Below are 18,356 nucleotides of genomic sequence, written 5' to 3' on the forward strand. Positions count from 1 at the left end.
AAAGGTACCGATGAACGCCCCGAACATCGCCCGTCGCCGTCCCCGTGCGGCACTCGCCGGGCTGCTGGCGCTCGTCCTCGGCCTCACCCTCACCGGGTGCGGCTCCGACAGCGCGGCCACCTCGGCCGGGTCGACCGCGAAGCCGGTCACCGTCACCGACCACTGGAAGCGCACCGTCGAGGTGCCGGCCAACCCGAAGCGCGTCGTGGTGCTGGAGTGGGAAGGTCTGATCACCAAGTCCATGCGGATCTTCGGTGTCGAGGACACCCTGGTCGGCGTCGACACCGCCACGAAGAAGATGGGCTACCGCGCCAAGCTCGTACCCAGCATCGACCGGGCCGAGGCGCTCGGCTCCCCGTGGAGCGGGGTCAACTACGAGCGCCTCGTCGGCCTCAAGCCCGACGTCGTGTTCCTGGAAGCCTGGGTGGCCAGCGAGGAGAACCGGACCCTGCACCAGGAGGTGGTCGACAAGATCGAGTCCCTCGGCGTCCCCGTGGTGGTCCTCCTCTCGCCGTCCAACTTCGACCAGCCCGACATCCGGACCGCCTGGGAACACATCACCATCACCGGTGCGGTCTTCGGCAAGCAGGCGGAGGCCGCGAAGCTCGTCGGACGGCTCCAGGCCGGCCTCGACAAGGTCACCGCCCGGACCCGCGACATCCCGGAGGCCGAGCGCACCCCAGTGGCGTACTTCGCCACGATCAACAACGTGATGGGGACGAAGAGCATCCAGTCGTACCTGCTCACCGAGATCGTCGGGGCCCGCAACGTGGCCGGCGCGGGCACCTTCGTCACCGTCTCCGAGGAGAAGCTGCTCGCCCTCGACCCGGAGGCCATGGTGGTCGCCGGACACGAGGGCTACCTCGACCCGGCCCTGATCCATGCCGGGCGGCACGCCGGCCTGAACTGGGCCAACCTCGGCGAGATGCGGGCCATCCGGAACAAGCGCCTCGTCGCGCTCGGCTACGACGAGTGGCGGGCCACCGTGGAGACCCCGATCGCCCTGCTGAAGATGGCGAAGCTGGCGTACCCCGACCGCTTCGCCGACGTCGACGTCGCCGCCGAGGAGGTCGCCTTCTACCGCGAGGTCTACGGCATGGACGAGCAGCGGGCCCGGGAGGCCATCGAGGCGCAGAAGTACGTCGGGGACCTGGAGGTCAAGTGACCCCGTCCGTATCCCGCGCCGCCCTCTCCCCGGTGCCCGGCCCGCCGGCCCCGGGAGAGGGCGGCGGCCCGCCGCGCGAGGGCACCGCCGCGCGTGGCAACCGCGTCCGCATCCTGCTGCTGGCGACCACGACCGTGCTCGTCGGCGTGGTGGCGGTGGTCTCCATCATGGTCGGCGCGTACGTCGTCCCGGTCGGCGACGTGCTGGCCGTGCTCGCCGCCCGGGTCGGACTGACCGACGACACCAACAACCTGCACGACGCCGTGGTGTGGGACCTGCGGCTGACCCGGGTGCTGCTCGCCGGGGCCGTCGGCGCGGCCCTCGCCTGTAGCGGAGCGGCCTACCAGGGCACCTTCCGCAACCCCCTGGTGGAGCCGTTCATCCTCGGCGTCAGCGCCGGTGCGGCCTTCGGCGCGGGCGTGTCCGTCATGGTGGACCTGCCGCTGTCGATGCAGGTGATGGCCTTCGTCTTCGGCATGGTCGCGGTCGGACTGACCTACAGCCTCTCCCGGGTACGCGGGGAACGCCCCACCGTCACCCTGATCCTCGCCGGGGTGGTGGTCGGCTCGTTCTTCTCCGCGATCTTCTCCCTCTTCCAGTACGTCGGCACCGACGAGCAGCTCCGCCGCCTGGTCTTCTGGATCATGGGCGGCTTCTACCGGGCCACCTGGAGCGACGTCGCCGTGGTCGTGCCGGCCTCGGTGCTCGGGTGCCTGCTGCTCTGGCGGACCGGCTGGCGGATGAACATCCTCAGCCTCGGCGACGACGAGGCGCGGTCCCTCGGCGTCGACCCCGAACCGCTGCGCCGGTGGGTGATCGTCCTGGCCACCGCGCTGACCGCGCTGGCCGTCTCGGTCTCCGGCATCATCGCCTGGGTGGGGCTGCTCGTCCCGCACGCCGCCCGGCTGCTCGTCGGACCGGACCACCGCTTCGTCGTCCCGCTGTCGGCCACCCTGGGCGCGGTCTTCGTCATGGTCTGCGACGACATCGCCCGGACCATCCACTCCGGCGAGGTGCCGATCACCATCATCACCTCCATCCTCGGGGCGCCGTACCTGGTCTACCTGCTGCGCACCCGGTCCACCTTCCTGGGAGCGCAGTCGTGACCCTGCGGGTACGGGGACTCTCCTTCGCCTACGGCGACCGGCCGGTGCTCGACGGCATCGACCTCGACCTGCGGGCCGGCGAACTGTGCGCGCTCTTCGGCCCGAACGGCAGCGGCAAATCCACCCTGTACCGGTGCCTCCTCGGGCACCTGCGCCACGGCGGCACCGTCACCCTCGACGGCACCGATCTGGGCCGGCTGCGCCCCGCCGAGGTCGCCCGCCGGGTGTCGTACGTGCCGCAGCAGCACACCAACCCGTTCCCGTTCACCGTGCTGGACATGGTGCTGATGGGCCGTACCCCGCACCTCGGCGGGGTGTTCGGCCCCCGGCGGCGTGACGTCGAGGCCTGCGATCGGGTGCTGGAGCAGGTCGGTCTGGCCGCCGACCGGGACCGGCACTACCACACCCTCAGCGGCGGGCAGCGCCAGCTCGTGCTGATCGCCCGCGCCCTGGCGCAGGACTGTGACGTGCTGCTGCTGGACGAACCCACCGCCAGCCTCGACTTCGGCAACCAGATGTGGGTCTGGCGAACCGTGCGCGACCTGGCCCGCGCCGGACGGGCGGTGCTGGTCTGCACCCACGAGCCCAACCACGTGCTGTGGTTCTGCGACCGGGTGGTGGCCCTGGGCCGCCAGGGTCGGCTCCTGGCCGACGGCACGCCCCGGGAGGTGGTCACCACCGACCTGGTGACCAGGCTGTACCCCTCGGTGGGGGCGCTCACCACCAGCACCGACGTCACCGTCGCCCCCGCCGACACGCACGCGCCGGTCACCGACCGGGTCCTGCCCGCTCACCGTCCGCCCGCGTCCGTCCGACCCTGACGCGCGTCCGCGTCGGGGCCGACCCGGCCCCGGGCTCGTCGTCCCGGGGCCGCTGGCCCGGGTGCCGTACGCTGCCGCGATGAGCCCACCGGCCCGCATCCTGGTCTACGGCGTGTACGGGGCCGGCAAGTCCACGCTCGCCGCCCGGCTGGCCGACCGGCTCGGGCTGCCGTGGTATCCGGTCGACGATCTGCTCTGGCAGCCCGGCTGGGTGGAGGTGCCGGTCCCGCAGCAGCGCAGCCGGATCGAGGCGATCTGCCGGCGGGATCGGTGGATCCTCGACGGGGCGTACCACGGGTGGCGGGACGTGCCGCTGGCCCGCGCCGACCTGGTCGTCGGCCTGGACTACCCGCGTTGGCTCTCCTTCTGGCGGCTGCTGCGCCGCACCCTGCGTCGGCTGTCCAGCGGGGAGGAGATCTGCAACGGCAACCGGGAATCGCTGGGCAGTGTGCTCTCCCGGGACTCGGTCCTGGCCTGGCACGTGACCGCGTTCGGCCGGGCCCGGCGACGGATGCGTGCCTGGCAGGCCGACCCGTCCGGACCGCCGGTGCTGCTGTTCCGGTCCCCAGCAGCTCTGGACCGTTGGCTGGCCGACCTGCCCCGGTAGCCCTTCAGCCGCTCCTGTCGTCGCCACCTGTGGTCGACCGGCCGGGCGGGGAAAACCACTTGCCGGGTGGGGCGGGCTGCGCCACCGTGGGGGCATGACGTACTGACGGACACCATCTCGTCGAGCCGACGCTCCCGCCGCGCCGAACCGCGCCTTCGGGAGAGCCGTCGTGCCGTCCGTCCCCTCCTCGCGAACGAGAGAGCGTCACCTTGTCCCAGCACCAGCCCCGGCAGGGGTCCCTGCCGTCGTCCGTCCCGACCCCGGGAACCGCCACCGTCACCGTCTTCGCCGGCCCCCAGAGCTGGATCGAGTCCGACGCCGTCACGCAGTGCCACCAGGTGGCGGCCTTCGACGGCATGATCCACGTCGCCGGCATGCCGGACCTGCACCCCGGCAAGGGTGCCCCGATCGGCGCGGCGATGGCGTCGACCGTGTTGTACCCGCACCTGGTGGGCTCCGACATCGGCTGCGGCATCGCCGTCTTCCCCGTCGACCTGAAGCGCGTCGTACCCGAGCAGCTCGCCAACCGGTTCCCCGACCTCGACCACGCCCTCGACCCCGGCCGGGACGCCGACGACCCGGCCTGGTCCGTCGTGGACGGCGACATCCCCGCCGGATACGTCGAGGGACTGGGGACGGTGGGGCGGGGCAACCACTTCGTCGAGCTGGCCCGGGTCCGGGACGTCCTCGACCCGGGGCACGCCGCCCGCCTCGGGCTCGCCGCCGGCCAGGCCGTCCTGATCGTGCACAGCGGATCCCGGGGATTGGGGGAGCGGATCCTGCGGGCGCACACCGAGCGGCACGGCGCGGGTCCCGCCGCCGACCCCGCCGCGTACCTGGCCCGGCACGACGCCGCGGTGCGCTGGGGTTCGGTCAACCGTCGGCTGATCGCCGCCCGGGTCGCGCACGCCCTGGGCGCCCGGCCGACCGCCCCGATCGTCGACCAGTGCCACAACCTCGTCGAGATCCGCGACGGGGTCTACCTGCACCGCAAGGGCGCAGCCCCGGGTGACGGCCGGGACGTCCTGGTCGCCGGCACCCGGGGCACCTGCTCCTACCTGGTGGCCGCCCACGCCGGGCCGGATGCCAACTGGTCGGTGGCCCACGGCGCGGGCCGCAAGATGTCCCGCGCCGACGCCCTGCGCCGGGGCCGGGCCAAGCACACAGTCGAGGAACTGCGCCGGACGCCGGTGGGATCGCTGGTGGTCTGCGGTGACCGTCAACTGCTCTTCGAGGAGGCTCCGACGGCGTACAAGCGGATCGAGCAGGTGATCGCCGACCTCACCGCGCACGGTCTGGCCACCCCCGTGGTCGCGACGGTCCCCCTGGTCACCTACAAGACGGCCGACCGTCCCCGGGGTGACACCCGACCCGACTGGCGACGGGACCACCGGGACCACCGGCGCGGCCGGGGCCGGTCGTGAGCGGGGCACCCGCCGGGCCGGGCACCGACCAGCACCTGCTCCTGTCCGCCGGACGGGGGCCGCAGGAGTGCGCCTGGGCGGTCGCCCAGCTCGTCCGCCGCCTGGAAGCCGAAGCCAGCCGGCGGGGCCTGGTCACCCGTCGGGTCCAGACCGTTCCCGGCGACCGACCCGGCACTCACCGGTCGGTCCTGCTGCGGATCTCGGGTGACGGTGTCGGACCGTTCGTCGGCTCGTGGACCGGGACGCTGTGCTGGCAGGCGCCCAGTCCCTACCGGGCGGACACCGGGCGCAAGAACTGGTACGTCGTCGCCCGGCCGTGCGAGGTCGACGCGCCGCGCACGTCCTTCCGCGAGACCGACGTCGACGTGGTCGGGTGCCGTACCGGCGGACCCGGCGGGCAGCACCGGAACAAGGCCAGCACCGCGGTACGGGCGACCCACCGTCCCTCGGGGCTGGTCGTCGTGGTGGACACCGAACGGCAGTTCAGCCAGAACCGCCGTCTCGCCCTGGAGTTGCTTCGGCAGCGCATCGCGCACGACGACCGGGAAGCGGGCCGGGCCGTCACCGCCGCCCGTTGGCGCGTCCACGACGAGCTCGTACGCGGCGACCCCGTCCGGGTCGAGCGGCCGGACACCGGCCCCAAACATTGACCAATGTCATTGACGTCAATAGTTAATACTCTTTAGGATTTGGCTGCCTCGAGGAAGACCGTCCCCGTCCCGCCCGTACGCCCGACCGGTGGCTGGCCGCCCAGCGCCGGCCGGGGCGGCACGGCGTCCCGCCCACGGGAAGGCCCTCGATGTTCTCACCACGTCCCCGCCGCCGGTCCGTCCTGACCGCCGGCCTGCTCGCACTCGCCACCGCCGCCGCGACCCTCACCCTGACCCCGAGCGCGGCCGAGGCGGTCGTGCTGCCGAACAACTTCAAGAGCGTCGGCTACATGCCGTCCTGGAGCGGCGACGTCAACACCGTCCAGTACCGCAAGCTGACCCATATCAACTACGCGTTCGTGCTGCCCAACAGCAACGGCACCCTGCGTCCGGTGGAGAACCCCGGCAAACTGTCCTCCCTGGTGTCGCTCAGCCACGCCAACGACGTCAAGGTGTCCATCGCGATCGGCGGCTGGAACAACGGCGACGACTCGGCCTTCGAGGCGCTCGCCGCCAACTCCGCCACCCGCACCACGTTCGTCAACAACGTGGTCACCTTCGTCAACCAGTACAACCTCGACGGCGTCGACATGGACTGGGAGTACCCGGACCCCGGTGCCTCGGCCACCAACTACGGCCTGCTGATGCAACAGCTGAGCGGTGCGCTGCGCAGCCGGGGCAAACTGCTCACCGCCGCCGTGGTCAGCGAGGGCTACTACGTGCAGGGCGTGCCGACCTCGGTGTTCGGCCACGTCGACTGGCTGAACATCATGGCGTACGACGGCGGCAGCCCGCACGCCAACTACGACTGGTCGATCAACGCGGTGAACGGATGGAAGGCACGCGGCCTGCCGGCCAGCAAGGCGGTGCTCGGGGTGCCCTTCTACAGCCGGCCCGGCTACTACACCTACGCCGCGCTGGTCGGCATGGACCCGGCCAACGCCAACCGGGACTGCACCACGGTTGGCGGAGCCCAGCAGTGCTACAACGGCATCCCGACCGTCAAGCGCAAGACCCAGTGGGCGCTGGCCAACGCCGGCGGCATGATGAACTGGGAACTCTCCCAGGACACCACGGGCTCGACCTCCCTGGTCAGCGCGATCTACGCCACCGTCATGGGTGGCACCACGCCGCCGGGACGCACCGGCCCGATCACCGGCATCGGCGGCAAGTGCGTGGACGTCGCCGCGGCCGGCACCGCCAACGGCACCGCCGTCCAGCTCTACGACTGCAACGGCACCGCCGCGCAGACCTGGACCGTCGGCTCCGACGGCACCCTGCGCGCGCTCGGGAAGTGTGCCGACGTCACCAGCGCCTCCACCGCCAACGGGGCGAAGATCCAGCTCTGGGACTGCAACGGCACCGGTGCCCAGGTGTGGCAGCCGCAGTCCAACGGAACGCTGCGCAACCCGCAGTCGAACCGGTGCCTGGACGCCACCGACAACAGCTCCGCCAACGGCACGCGGTTGCAGATCTGGGACTGCTTCGGCGGTGCCAACCAGGTGTGGCGCCTGCCGGCCTGACCTGACCGGTGACCCCGGCCGCTCCCGTCGGCGCGGCCGGGGCCGCCGTGTGGCGGCCCGCTCCGCGCCCACCGTAGGCAGGTCTCCGGCCACGGAGCCGGACCCGTCCGGTCACGCCGTCCTAACCCGCCGGGTCACCCCACGCCGCGTCGACGAGGGCGGGGAGCACGGTTGCCGCCGGGCCACGCAGGTTGACCTCGGCGATTGGGTCCAGCGGGGTCTGCTCGGGATTGACCTGGATCACGGCGGCACCGAGGCGGGCGGCCACCTGGGGAATCTCGGCCGCCGGGTACACCAGGCCGGACGTGCCGACGGTCACCAGCAGATCGCAGGAGGAGGCCGCCTCGACGGCCGCCTCCAGCGCCGCGCCGGGCAGTGCCTCGCCGAACCACACCACGCCGGGTCGGACCGGGGCCGCGCAGCGTGCGCAGTCCGGAGGTGGCACCCGCCGGCCGTCCGCCGGCTCGCCCTCCGCGTCGTCCGGCGTCGGTGCCGGATGGGCGCAGGCCGAGCAGCGGGGGGCGAACAGACTGCCGTGCAGGTGGACCGGGTCGGATGAACCGGCGCGTTCGTGCAGGTCGTCGACGTTCTGGGTGATCAGGACGGTGCCCGGGACGCGGGCCTGGATCGCGGCCACGGCCCGGTGACCCGGGTTCGGCCGGGCCAGCCGTACGGTGTGCCGACGCCACTCGTACCAGCCCCAGACGAGGGCGGGATCGGCCCGGAAGGCCTCCGGCGTGGCGAGCGCCTGGGCGTCGTACCGCTGCCACAGCCCGGTGAGGGCGTCGCGGAAGGTGGGCACCCCGCTCTCGGCGGACATTCCCGCCCCGGTGAACACCACGACCCGGCGGGCCCGTCCGAGCAGTTCCGCGGCCTCACGTACCGGCTGGTCCACCGGGATACTCTCCACCCGGAGAACCTACCGTCCGACCGGACGGTTTCCACCCGCCGGGGTGGGTCCTGCTCGACGGTTGGGGCGCCGGCCGGGCGGGCGGTCCGCCACGACCGGGTGGGAGCGTGGCACCATGACCCGTGTCCTCCGCCATCCGGTGGCCGGAAAACGACGCTGATGGAGTCGCCGATGACAGGAGTGGCCGACGCGCCGGTGCCGGGGCTGGCGCCGCTGTGGACGCACGATCCGGTCGCCGCCGGTCCCTACCGGCTGCTCGGCCGGCTGGGCGCGGGCGGCCAGGGCGTGGTCTACCTCGGTGAGGACGACGAGGGCCACCGGGTGGCGGTCAAGATGATCAACACCGACCTGAGCGACCTCCGAATCCGGTCCCAGTTCATGAAGGAGATCGCGGCGGCGCGCCGGGTCGCCCCCTTCTGCACCGCGCAGGTGCTCTTCGCCGACGTGGACGGTGAGCAGCCCTACGTGGTCAGCGAGTTCATCCAGGGGCCCACCCTCCACCGGCACGTACGCGAACACGGCCCGGTCGCCGGCAACGCGCTGCACCGGCTCGCCATCGGCACCGCCACCGCGCTCGCCGCGATCCACCGTTCCGACGTGGTGCACTGTGACCTCAAGCCGGACAACGTGGTGCTCGGCCCGGACGGCCCCCGGGTGATCGACTTCGGCATCGCCCGCGCCCTGGGCGTCACCGAGACCGTGACCAGCCGGGTCATGGGGACCACCGCCTACATGGCCCCGGAACGCTTCCGCAACGACCCGGTCGGCCCGGCCTGCGACGTCTTCGCCTGGGCCGGCACCATCGCCTACGCCGCCGGTGGGCGGCCGCCGTTCGGCAACGACTCGCTCTTCGCGGTGATGCACCGGGTGCTGAACGATCCCCCGACCTGCCGCCGCTCCCGCCGGGTCTAGACGAGTTGATCCAACAGTGCCTGGCCAAGGAGCCGGGGGACCGGCCGGAGGCCGAGCAGGTGCTGATGCGGCTGCTCGGGCAGGACGCCAGGGTCACCGCCCCGCTCCGCCGGGAGACCGTGCTCCAGGTGGGCAACGAGACCGCCGGGGCGCCGACGCCGAACCAGCCGCTGCCGTTGCCCCGCTCCGAACCCGACCCGCCCGCCACTCCGGCACGACCGACACTGACGGACCGGACGGTGGCGCAGGCCCAGCCGGTGTCTCCCGACCGGTCGGCGGCACCGGGGCCTGCCCGGTCCGTGCCGTCCGACCGGTCCACGGCACCGGGTGGATTCGTCCCGCCCGCCCCGACGGGTGGCGACTGGGGACGGCGGCTCCGGCACGAGGCCGGCGACGCCTGGGGCATCTCGACCGCGATCTTCCTCGGCGCGGTCGGCGGTGCCGCCGGGTACGTCGCGTCGAGCGCGGCCGCCATGGCCGTGGCGGCCGGGACGGCCACCTTCGTCGTGGTCTACCTGGTCCGGATGCTGCTCGCGGCGGCCCTCGGCGGCCGGTCCGACCGCCCCTGACCGGACGCGCCCGGCTCCGGCCTCATCCGGGTGGCACCGGAGCGGTAGGTTGACTGCCATCAGTCGGCCGCCGAGGAGGACGTCCCCATGGCCCCCACCCACACTCGACAGTGGTTGCCGTACACTGCCGCCGTCACCGCCGGGCTAGTGGTCATCACCGGGGCGTTCGTGCTCGTCCGGCAGCAGGAGACGGACACCGAACGCTCCCGCGACTGCGCCGTCAAGCTGGAAGTCAACTCCTCGACCGAGAAGTCGGCGCTGCTGGGCGAGCTGGCCGAGCAGTACAACACCAGCGACCGGTCGCTCGACGGCGGCGGCTGCGCCCAGGTGCACGTCAGCGGACTGACCTCGGGCAAGGCCGCCGAGGCGCTGGCCGCCGGCTGGACCGGCACCAACCTGCCGGTGCCGCAGGTCTGGTTGCCGACGTCGAGCCTCTGGACCGGCCAGCTCCGGTTGCTCGACCAGGCCGCCGGCCGGGCGCCGCAGACCCCGGACAACTACCCGTCGATCGCGAACAGCCCGCTGGTGATCGCGATGCCCAAGCCCAAGGGCGAGCTGGTCCGCCAGCGCGGGCCGGTGGGCTGGGGGGAGGTCCTCGGCCTCTCCGGACGCCAGGGGTGGGCCAGCTTCGGCAAGCCGGAGTGGGGACGGTTCACCTTCGGCAAGGACAACCCGAACCTCTCCACGTCGGGCCTGGCGGCGACCATCGCCACCTACTACGCCGCCGTGCAGCGGTCCAGCGACCTGACCCGGTCCGACCTGACGAACCCGGCGGTCACCCAGTTCGTCCGGCGGATCGAGGCCAACGTGTCGCACTACAGCGACGACGTGGTGGACCTGCTGCGGGACCTCGCCGAAGCCGACCTGGCCGGCGGGGGCGCCAGCACGGACGACATGAGCGCCATCGTCATGCAGGAGGAACTGGTCCACCTCTACAACGAGGGTGAGCTGAGCCCCAAGCAGGACGGCGAGGACCGGGGCCGCCGGCCGAACGTCCCGCTGGTCGCCGTCCACCCGAAGGAGGGCACCTTCAACCTGGACCACCCCTTCGTGGTGCTGCCGACCGCCGACGAACGGCAGCGGGTGGCGGCGGCCGACTTCCTGGAGTTCCTGACCGAGGACGACCAACAGCGCAAATTCGGCAACCTCGGCTTCCGGGACCACGAACACCGGGCACCGAAGGAGTTGCTGGCCAGCGTGGGCCCGGAGCCGAGTGGCGGACTGAACTACTTCGAGCCACCGGACCCGGCGGTGGTCGAGGCGATGCTGGACGGCTGGGGCACGCTGCGCAAGAAGGCCAACATCCTGATCGCGCTGGACACCTCCGGGTCGATGGAGAAGTCGGTCGGTGACAAGACCCGCTTCCAGGTCGCCTCGGCGGCGGCGACCAAGGGGCTCGCGCTGCTCAACTCCGAGGACCGGGTGGGGCTCTGGTCGTTCTCCTCGGAGACGTCGAAGCGGCCGGAGGGCCCGTACCGGGAGGAGGTCCGGCTCGGCGACTTCGACCAGAAGCGGATCAACAGCCGGATCGCCGGCCTGCACGTCGAGGGAAGCACTGCTCTCTACGCGACGGTCCGGGCCGCCCATCGGCACCTGCTCGACCGGTACGACCCGGAGCGGATCAACGCCGTCGTGGTGCTGACCGACGGCAAGAACGAGTACAACCGGGACAACGACCTGGCTCGACTGCTCGCCGACGTAGCCCTGGACCCGGACCGCCCGGTCAAGGTCTTCTGCATCGCCTTCGACCGGGACTCCAACTTCGCCACCCTGGACCAGATCGCCAAGGCCTCGTCCGGCAAGGCCTTCGACGCCACCGACCCAACCAAGATCGACGAAGCGTTCGTCAAGCTGGTCAGCAGTTTCTGACCGCGGCCGGGTTCCCCCGACACCCGAGGGCGGCGCCGCACCCTGGCCTTGGGGCATCCGCTCAGGCCAGGGTGCGGCGCCGCCGTGGGTTCGCGGTCAGGTGTGTCGGTTCACGGCACGGCGTAGGCGACCGCGTAGTCGAGCCAGTCCGCCCCGCCGAAGACGCGCCGGACTACTCGCCGGTCGTCTCCTCCGCCGACTCGGGCTCCTCCGTGGCCGCCTCGGTCTTCCGGACGCCAGGGGCGTCGGTCGTCGTGGCGGCCTTCGGGTTCACCCAGGAGAACTCGATCTCGATGGAGAACTCGTCCTGGTCCTCCTGCTCGATCTCCAGCTCGCACCGCACCTGGTCGGCGACGGCGATGGTGCCCGCAGCGCCGTAGAAGACCTGTCCGGTGGTCTCCAGCTGGCTCGCGAGCTGCCGCAGCCATGCGGCCAGATCCGCCCGGGACACGGTCCGGGCGTCCTCGTAGATGTCCATGCCGTCATGCTCCCATTCGACCGTGGACGGGCGGCGAGGGGCATCCGGCCACCGGGACCGCGACATCCTCGGGGGTGGACGACCCGGCCGTCTGATCGTCCGTACCGGTCAACGGACGACGACGGGTGGGCCGAACACCGCCGGCACACCGGGGGAGTGGAGCACGCTCACCGGTGGGCCGGACGGTGCCGGGAGCCCGGCTGCGGTGACCAGCTCGTCGTCCAGGTGCAGCAATTCCGCCCGGTGCAGCGGCCAGCGGGGATGCCAGTTCGGCAGCCGTAGGGTGCGTCCGTACGCCGAGGTGTGCAGGGCCCAGCGGGCGGTGAGGAAGTGCTCCAGCGGGGTCGGGTCGTCGATCGGGCCACCCACCCGGACCGTCATCCGGCTCGTCGCGCCGGCCGGTCCGGGCCAGCGGCGCCGGCAGTGGTAGGTGTAGCGGTCGCCGTCGCGGTCCAGCCGCATCGCCGACCACAGGTACGGCAGCCGCAGGGACACCCGGCCGACCAGCACCGGAACCAGCCGGGACGCGTCGAGGGAACGGAACACCACGGCGCGCCGGCCGGTGTGGTCGACGGAGTAGAGCCGGACGTTGGTCTCCCAGAAGCTGCCGAGGTACGGAACCCCCGGACCCCGTCCCAGGCCCACCCCGACCATCCGGAAGCCGACCAGGCCGACGTAGGTGTGCCCGTCGAGGGTGTCCGGTCGGGTGCCGACGGGCAGCAGCGGCGCGACGACCTCCGGCGCCACCGCCCAGTGCAGGAAGGTGGCGTCCTGCCACCGCTGCCGCAGGACCGCCCGGCGGAACGCCTGTTCCGGCGCGGCGGCGATCGGTTCGATGTCCACGTCTCCATCGTGCCGTGCCATCGTCGCCATCTCGGCCAGCGGCTTCGGCGCCCTGCGTCGTGACGCCCCGTGACCGGACGCAACCCGACGGCATCGGTGGCCGCGCCGCTCGGCGCACCGGGCCCCAGGGCACATTCCAGCAGGTGAGGCGACCGTGGACAGTCTTCGCACGGCGGAGTAGACAGCAGCGAGACCCTTCTCCACCCCCACCTTTTTTTGCTGTTCCAGAGAGGACCCCTTCATGCGGTTGACCCGTAGGCGTGTCATCGCGCTGGCAAGCTCGACGGCTGCGGTCGCCGGTTCGGGACTGGTGTCCCAGCCGGCGAGCGCTAGCACCCCATCCGACAACTGGAGCTGGCTGCTACGGCGGTTCGCCCAGTACGGCGACGTCAAGAAGGCGATACCCGCAGCCGACGAACTGGTGTTCCTGCCTGCCTACGAGCAGCTGGCGCTGCTGGGCCGCAGCCAGAACCGCGTCTCGGCGGTGGATCTGACCGAGGCGCACCTGCGCCGGCTGCGGCTGGTCAACCCGAGATTGAACGCCTTCGTGCACGTCACGGAGGCGTTGGCGCGTGAAGCCGCGGTGCGGTCCGACGAACGGTACCGGCAGGGCCGGCCACGGATGCTGGAGGGGCTGACCTTCGGCGTCAAGGCGCTGTTCGACTTCCTGGCGGGCGTGCCCAACGACTTCGGCTCCAAGCCGATGGCGGACCTGGGTTTCGTGCCGCCCTTCACCGCGGTGTACATCCAGCGCGCACTCGACGCGGGCGTGGTGGTGCCGGGCAAGACCAACACGCCCGAGTTCGGCCACAAGGGCACCACCGACAACAAGGTCCACGGCCCGACGGGCACCCCGTTCGACCCCCGGTTCAACGCCGGTGGCTCCAGCGGCGGGGCGGCTGCGGCCGTGGCCTCCTTCATGACGGCCCTCACCCAGGGCTCCGACGCGGGTGGCAGCGTTCGCATCCCGGCGGCCATGTGCAACATCGCGGCACTGAAGCCGAGTGTCGGCCGCTGGCCACAGGATGCGCCGCCGATCGCCGCAGCGCCGTTCTTCACCCCCGGGCCCATGGCACGGACGGTGGCGGACGTGGCCATGCTGATGCAGGCGATCAGCGGTCCCTCCGAGGGCGACCCGTTGAGCATGGACGGCTTGCTGGACTACGTCGGCGCGTTCCGGGCGGGCGTGGACGGGAAGAGTCCGCTCGCGGGTAGGCGCATCGCCTACTCACCGGACATGGACCTGTTCCCGGTGGAGGCGTCGGTCGAGCGTGTCGTCCGCCAGGCACTCCAGGCCTTCGAGCGGGCCGGGGCAAGGGTCGACCAGGTGAAGCTGGGGCTCGACGAGATCCAGGTAACCGATCTGGGCGGCCGGAACCGGCGGCCGCTGACCAGCCAGCACTTCGCCGACACCTGGGTCCTCATGCAGGCCGGACTGTACGGCCACGCCCGGGACCTGTTCCTGGAGTTCGGCATTCCGATGGACCTGCGCGAGCACAAGGAGCAGCTGACCCCGGAGTTCGCCGCCATGCTCGACCGGTCGGAGCGGCTCCTGGCCGAAGAGTACCGGCACCTGGACTTCCTGCGCGCCGACGTGCTGCACAAGCTCAACGTCGTCCTGGGGACGTACGACTACATCGTCACGCCGACGATCGCCGTCGTGGGCGTCCCGAACGCGGACGACGGCAACACCCTCGGCCCGTCGGCCGTCAACGGTGTCGCCGTCGATCCGCAGATCGGTTGGTGCCTGACCTATCCGGTCAACTTCAGCGGCCATCCGGCGATGAGCCTGCCGGCCGGCTTCGCGCCGAACCCCCTCCAGGGCCCGGATCTGCCGGTCGGTCTGCAGGTCATCGGTCGAATGAAGCGCGACGACGAGGTCATCACCGCCGCCGCTGCCTACGAAAGGCACAACCCCTGGTACCACCGCTACCCGCGGTAGTCAGGAACAGCGCTGCCTCAGCCTGTCGTCCGTCCGAAAGGGGTGCCTGCCTCGCGACCGCGAGGCAGGCACCCCTGCCGTGCTGGCCCACTCGGCCTACCGCACGGCCGCGCTCTGCTCCGGTCGCGCCTCGGCCACCAGGGCGGCCAGCTCGTCCAGCGTGTCCAGACCCCGGCCCGGGGCCTGGAGGTCGACCTCGACGCCGTACTCCAGCTCGATCGCGTCGACGAGACGCAGCAGGCCCAGCGAGTCCAGGCCCAACGCGACCATCGAGCCGCCGGCCATCAGGTCGGCGACGGACACCTCGCCGCCGGTTGCCGTGCTGACCAGCTCGGCGACGCGTTGCCGCAGCTCGGGGGTGACACCCATCAGAACTCCTCTCCGGACTGCCGGATGATCTCGGCGATCTCCGCGATGGTAGGGGTGTCGAAGAACGCGTCCAGCGGCACCTCGACGCCGAGTCGTTGCACGATCCGGCCACTGATCCGGGTGATCGTCAACGAGTGCCCGCCCAGGTCGAACAGGTCCTCGTGCGGGCCGATGTCCGGGATCTTCAGCACGTCCTGCCAGATCTCCTGAAGCGTCTCGACCAGCGGGTCGACGGCGGTCGCCGACTCGGCGGCGACCGCCGTGTCGCGGGCGGACGGCGCGGGCAGCGCCGCCCGGTCGACCTTGCCGTTCGGCCCGACCGGCAACCGGTCCAGGACCACCCAGTCCGCCGGCAGCATCACCGGGGGCAGGGTGAGCGCCAGGTGCCCGCGCAGGTCGGCCGGCTCCGGCGCGCCCGCTCCCGGGCGGGGCACCAGGTACGCCACCAGGCGCGGGTCGCCGTCGACCGGGTCGTGCAGCAGCACCACCGCCTCGGCGACTGTCGGGTGGTCCAACAGCCGGGCGGTGATCTCGCCCAGCTCGACCCGGTGCCCCCGGATCTTGACCTGGTCGTCGGCCCGGCCCAGGTAGGCGATCCGGCCGTCCGGCTGCCAGCGGCACCGGTCCCCGGTGCGGTAGATCCGCTCGACGCCCCCGGTCGCCCCGACCGGACCGTCGACGTTTCCGTCCGGACCACCGGCGTCGGCGTCCTCGCCCGCGCCGAGGGCCACGGTGACGAAGCGCTCGGCGGTCAGGTCGTCGCGGCCCAGGTAACCGGCGGCCAGCCCGGCACCGGCGAGGCACAGCTCACCGGGAAGTCCCACCGGCACCGGCCGCAGGTCGTCGTCGAGCAGGTAGGCGCGGGTGTTGGGCAGCGGCCGGCCGATGGTCACCTCGTCCGGGTCGGCCGGGATGTCGGCCATGGTGGCGTAGATCGTCGCCTCGGTCGGGCCGTACCCGTTGACCAGCCGGTCCACCCGGGCCCGCAGGTCCCGGGCCAGCGTCACCGGCAGCGCCTCGCCACCGGTGACCGCCACCAGCGGCTCGGGCGTCACCGCGTCCGGGGTCCCGCCGAGTCCCGCCTCCAGCAGCACCCGCCACCCGGACGGGGTGGCCTGCACGTGGGTCACCCCGGCGTCGCGGACCAGCCGCAGCACCCCGGCCCCGTCGAGCGCGCTCACCGCCGAGGCGACCACCACCCGGCCACCGGTGACCAGGGGCAGGAAGATCTCCACCCCGGAGATGTCGAACGACAACGAGGTCAGGTGCAGCCAGCGGTGCTCCGGCCGGCTGTCCAGCGTGTCCCGCACCGCCAGCAGCAGGTTCGCCAGCGCGCCGTGCCGGACGGCGACCCCCTTCGGACGGCCGGTCGAACCGGAGGTGTAGAGCACGTAGGCCAGGTCGTCGGCGGTCGGCGGGTCGGCCGGCGGCACGTCGTCGGCACCGGCGGGGGCGTCCAGGTCGACCCCGTCGAGCACCAGCACCGGCCGGGCCGGGTCGAGCCGGGCGCCCGTGGCGGCGGTGGTCACCACCAGGGCCGGGGCGGCGTCGGCGAGGACCAGCTCCTGCCGGGCCACCGGGTGACCGGGATCGACCGGCAGGTACGCCGCCCGACGGCGGAGCACCGCCAACAGCGTCACCACCGCCGACCAGGACCGGTCCAGGGCGACCGCGACCAGGGTTCCCGGGCCGACCCCCCGGTCGCCCAGCAGCCCGGCCAGCCGGGCGCTGGCCGCGTCGAGCTGGGCGTAGGTCAGCGTCCGGTCGCCGTCGACCACGGCCACCGCGTCCGGATCGGTGCGGACCCGCTCGGCGACCAGCGCCGGCACGGTGGCGTCGAGCGGGTACGTCCGCCCGGTGTCGTTCCAGGACCGCAGCACCCGGTCGCGTTCCCCGGCGGGCAGCAGCGGCAGCCCGGCCACCGGCTGCCCGGGGTCGGTGACGACGGCGGCGAGCATGGTCCGCAGGTGTCCGCCGATGCGGTCCACCGAGTCGGCGTCGATCGCCGCCGGGCTGTACTGCAAGCCCACGGTCAGCCCGGTCGGGGCGTCCACGATCTGCACGTGCAGCGCGTTGCGGGCCGCGCCGCCGAACAGCGTCCACTCGACGCGGCTCGACACGCCGGTGAAGGTCGGCTCCGCGCCGCGCCGCCGGTAGCCGACCGACACCGGGGTCAGCGCCGGTGCCGGCCGCAGCCCGGAGACCGCGTGGGCCAGCGGCACGTCCCGGAACCGGTACAGCTCGCGGAGCCGGGCCCGGACCGCGCGGACGTACCCGGCGACGTCGCCGGTGGCCGGGGCGACCCCGACCGGCAGCTCGTTGACGAAGAGCCCGACCTGGTCGGCCTGGGCGGCGGTCCGGGTGGAGAGCCCCACCCCGACCGGCACGTCCCGGTTGCCGTACCGGGCGAGCAGCGCGTGCACCACGGCGAGCAGCACCTCGAACCGGGTCACCCCGAGCGACCGGGCGGTCCGGTCGACGCCCTCGACCAGTTCGCCGGGGAGCCCCACCTCGACCGTCGCGCCCGGCTCGGCGGCGGTCGGCACTCGCCGCAGGCCGGGCAGGACCACGTCACCCGGGCCGGACCAGTGCCGCTCCCAGTACGCCCGGGCGTCCGGCAGTCGGGCCTCCACCCGCTCCCGCTCGGCGGTCGCGTGCGCCGGGTACCCGTCGTCGGTCGGCGCGAACTCGGCCGGCGTGCCGGTGAGCGCGGCGGCGTAGGCGGCGGCCAGGTCCCGGACCAGCACGTCCTTGCTCATCCCGTCGAAGACCAGGTGGTGCGCGGTGACCAGCAGCAGGTGCGTCCCGTCCGCCCCGGTCAGCAGCGTGAACCGGGACAGCGGCCCGCTGGCCGGGTCGTAACGGCGGGCGATCTCCTCGGCGGTCCGGTCGTCGGTCAGCTCGCCGAAGGTCACCGCCGGCCGTCCGTCGGCCGGGACGAGTCGCGGCGTGCCGTCGTGGTCGGCGACGACCCGGGTCGCCAGGACCGGATGCCGCGCGGTCACCACCGCACACGCCTCGACCAGCGCCGACCGGTCCAGCTCGGCGCCGAACCGGACGCCGAGCGCCATGTGGTACGCCGTGCCGGCCACCCCGGCCTGCTCGGTGAACCAGACGGCGTGCTGCGCGTATGTCGCCTCGGCGGTGCCCACGTGCTCTCCCAACGAT

Annotated in this window: 16 protein-coding genes; 11 read left to right on the plus strand and 5 right to left on the minus strand. The window is 72.7% G+C overall.

Annotated elements, in window-relative coordinates; genetic code table 11:
• Positions 1 to 10 precede the first annotated feature (10 nt).
• The 7 genes from GA0070618_RS24180 (at position 11) to GA0070618_RS24210 (ending at position 7,296) form a co-directional block, all read left to right on the plus strand.
• A complete protein-coding gene (locus GA0070618_RS24180) occupies positions 11 to 1,165 on the plus strand; it encodes an ABC transporter substrate-binding protein (RefSeq protein ID WP_088983670.1) in 1,155 nt (384 codons plus the stop codon).
• Positions 1,162 to 2,271, plus strand: coding sequence for a FecCD family ABC transporter permease (locus tag GA0070618_RS24185; RefSeq protein WP_231931435.1), 1,110 nt, complete (start codon positions 1,162 to 1,164; stop codon positions 2,269 to 2,271). Before GA0070618_RS24180 ends, GA0070618_RS24185 begins: the two co-directional genes overlap by 4 nt.
• A complete protein-coding gene (locus tag GA0070618_RS24190; protein WP_088983671.1) occupies positions 2,268 to 3,092 on the plus strand; it encodes an ABC transporter ATP-binding protein in 825 nt (274 codons plus the stop codon). Before GA0070618_RS24185 ends, GA0070618_RS24190 begins: the two co-directional genes overlap by 4 nt.
• A 79-nt stretch (positions 3,093 to 3,171) precedes the next feature.
• The gene (locus GA0070618_RS24195; protein WP_088985794.1) at positions 3,172 to 3,699 is read left to right on the plus strand and encodes a P-loop NTPase family protein; all 528 of its coding nucleotides are present in this window, start codon (positions 3,172 to 3,174) and stop codon (positions 3,697 to 3,699) included.
• A gap of 239 nt (positions 3,700 to 3,938) precedes the next feature.
• Positions 3,939 to 5,123, plus strand: a complete 1,185-nt coding sequence (locus GA0070618_RS24200) for an RNA ligase RtcB family protein (protein WP_088985795.1) — start codon at positions 3,939 to 3,941, stop codon at positions 5,121 to 5,123.
• Positions 5,120 to 5,773, plus strand: a complete 654-nt coding sequence (prfH, locus tag GA0070618_RS24205; protein WP_088983672.1) for a peptide chain release factor H — start codon at positions 5,120 to 5,122, stop codon at positions 5,771 to 5,773. The genes GA0070618_RS24200 and prfH overlap by 4 nt, the downstream gene beginning before the upstream one ends.
• Positions 5,774 to 5,922: 149 nt before the next feature.
• Complete coding sequence (locus tag GA0070618_RS24210; RefSeq protein ID WP_088983673.1) at positions 5,923 to 7,296, plus strand: glycosyl hydrolase family 18 protein; 1,374 nt, start codon at positions 5,923 to 5,925, stop codon at positions 7,294 to 7,296.
• A gap of 121 nt (positions 7,297 to 7,417) precedes the next feature.
• Here the strand turns inward: GA0070618_RS24210 and GA0070618_RS24215 are convergent, their stop codons facing one another.
• Positions 7,418 to 8,206 carry an SIR2 family NAD-dependent protein deacylase gene (locus tag GA0070618_RS24215; RefSeq protein ID WP_269148437.1) on the minus strand — a complete coding sequence of 263 codons (789 nt, stop codon included), beginning with the start codon at positions 8,204 to 8,206 and terminating at the stop codon, positions 7,418 to 7,420.
• A gap of 171 nt (positions 8,207 to 8,377) precedes the next feature.
• On the opposite strand from GA0070618_RS24215, the gene GA0070618_RS24220 reads away from it, so the two are divergent.
• From GA0070618_RS24220 to GA0070618_RS24230, 3 genes are all read left to right on the plus strand, one after another.
• Positions 8,378 to 9,118 carry a serine/threonine-protein kinase gene (locus GA0070618_RS24220; RefSeq protein ID WP_157748999.1) on the plus strand — a complete coding sequence of 247 codons (741 nt, stop codon included), beginning with the start codon at positions 8,378 to 8,380 and terminating at the stop codon, positions 9,116 to 9,118.
• A gap of 5 nt (positions 9,119 to 9,123) precedes the next feature.
• Complete coding sequence (locus tag GA0070618_RS24225; RefSeq protein WP_088983675.1) at positions 9,124 to 9,687, plus strand: serine/threonine-protein kinase; 564 nt, start codon at positions 9,124 to 9,126, stop codon at positions 9,685 to 9,687.
• A gap of 87 nt (positions 9,688 to 9,774) precedes the next feature.
• Positions 9,775 to 11,556 carry a vWA domain-containing protein gene (locus GA0070618_RS24230; RefSeq protein ID WP_088983676.1) on the plus strand — a complete coding sequence of 594 codons (1,782 nt, stop codon included), beginning with the start codon at positions 9,775 to 9,777 and terminating at the stop codon, positions 11,554 to 11,556.
• A 172-nt stretch (positions 11,557 to 11,728) separates the two neighbouring features.
• On the opposite strand, the gene GA0070618_RS24235 is transcribed toward GA0070618_RS24230, so the two are convergent.
• Together GA0070618_RS24235 and GA0070618_RS24240 are read right to left on the minus strand one after the other, a co-directional pair.
• Positions 11,729 to 12,034: an amphi-Trp domain-containing protein gene (locus GA0070618_RS24235; protein ID WP_157749000.1), complete on the minus strand. Its 306-nt coding sequence runs from the start codon at positions 12,032 to 12,034 to the stop codon at positions 11,729 to 11,731.
• Positions 12,035 to 12,142: 108 nt separating this feature from the next.
• Positions 12,143 to 12,877: a YqjF family protein gene (locus GA0070618_RS24240; RefSeq protein ID WP_088983678.1), complete on the minus strand. Its 735-nt coding sequence runs from the start codon at positions 12,875 to 12,877 to the stop codon at positions 12,143 to 12,145.
• A 241-nt stretch (positions 12,878 to 13,118) separates the two neighbouring features.
• Between GA0070618_RS24240 and GA0070618_RS24245 the strand changes: the two genes are divergently transcribed.
• Positions 13,119 to 14,819, plus strand: a complete 1,701-nt coding sequence (locus GA0070618_RS24245; RefSeq protein WP_088983679.1) for an amidase — start codon at positions 13,119 to 13,121, stop codon at positions 14,817 to 14,819.
• 96 nt (positions 14,820 to 14,915) lie between these two features.
• On the opposite strand, the gene GA0070618_RS24250 is transcribed toward GA0070618_RS24245, so the two are convergent.
• On the minus strand, positions 14,916 to 15,188 hold the full coding sequence (locus tag GA0070618_RS24250) for an acyl carrier protein (RefSeq protein WP_088983680.1): 273 nt from the start codon (positions 15,186 to 15,188) through the stop codon (positions 14,916 to 14,918).
• Positions 15,188 to 18,340 carry a non-ribosomal peptide synthetase gene (locus GA0070618_RS24255; RefSeq protein ID WP_197701624.1) on the minus strand — a complete coding sequence of 1,051 codons (3,153 nt, stop codon included), beginning with the start codon at positions 18,338 to 18,340 and terminating at the stop codon, positions 15,188 to 15,190. The genes GA0070618_RS24250 and GA0070618_RS24255 overlap by 1 nt, the downstream gene beginning before the upstream one ends.
• Between the last annotated feature and the right edge of the window lie 16 nt (positions 18,341 to 18,356).

Source organism: Micromonospora echinospora, assembly GCF_900091495.1.
In the GTDB taxonomy this organism is placed as follows: Bacteria; Actinomycetota; Actinomycetes; order Mycobacteriales; family Micromonosporaceae; genus Micromonospora; species Micromonospora echinospora.

Excerpts from the sequence above, each read along its gene's own strand:
- GA0070618_RS24180 (WP_088983670.1), top strand. The coding sequence starts at position 11 with ATGAACGCCCCGAACATCGCCCGTCGCCGTCCCCGTGCGGCACTCGCC.
- GA0070618_RS24195 (WP_088985794.1), top strand. The coding sequence starts at position 3,172 with ATGAGCCCACCGGCCCGCATCCTGGTCTACGGCGTGTACGGGGCCGGC.
- GA0070618_RS24210 (WP_088983673.1), top strand. The coding sequence starts at position 5,923 with ATGTTCTCACCACGTCCCCGCCGCCGGTCCGTCCTGACCGCCGGCCTG.
- GA0070618_RS24220 (WP_157748999.1), top strand. The coding sequence starts at position 8,378 with ATGACAGGAGTGGCCGACGCGCCGGTGCCGGGGCTGGCGCCGCTGTGG.
- GA0070618_RS24230 (WP_088983676.1), top strand. The coding sequence starts at position 9,775 with ATGGCCCCCACCCACACTCGACAGTGGTTGCCGTACACTGCCGCCGTC.
- GA0070618_RS24235 (WP_157749000.1), bottom strand. The coding sequence starts at position 12,034 with ATGGACATCTACGAGGACGCCCGGACCGTGTCCCGGGCGGATCTGGCC.
- GA0070618_RS24245 (WP_088983679.1), top strand. The coding sequence starts at position 13,119 with ATGCGGTTGACCCGTAGGCGTGTCATCGCGCTGGCAAGCTCGACGGCT.
- GA0070618_RS24250 (WP_088983680.1), bottom strand. The coding sequence starts at position 15,188 with ATGGGTGTCACCCCCGAGCTGCGGCAACGCGTCGCCGAGCTGGTCAGC.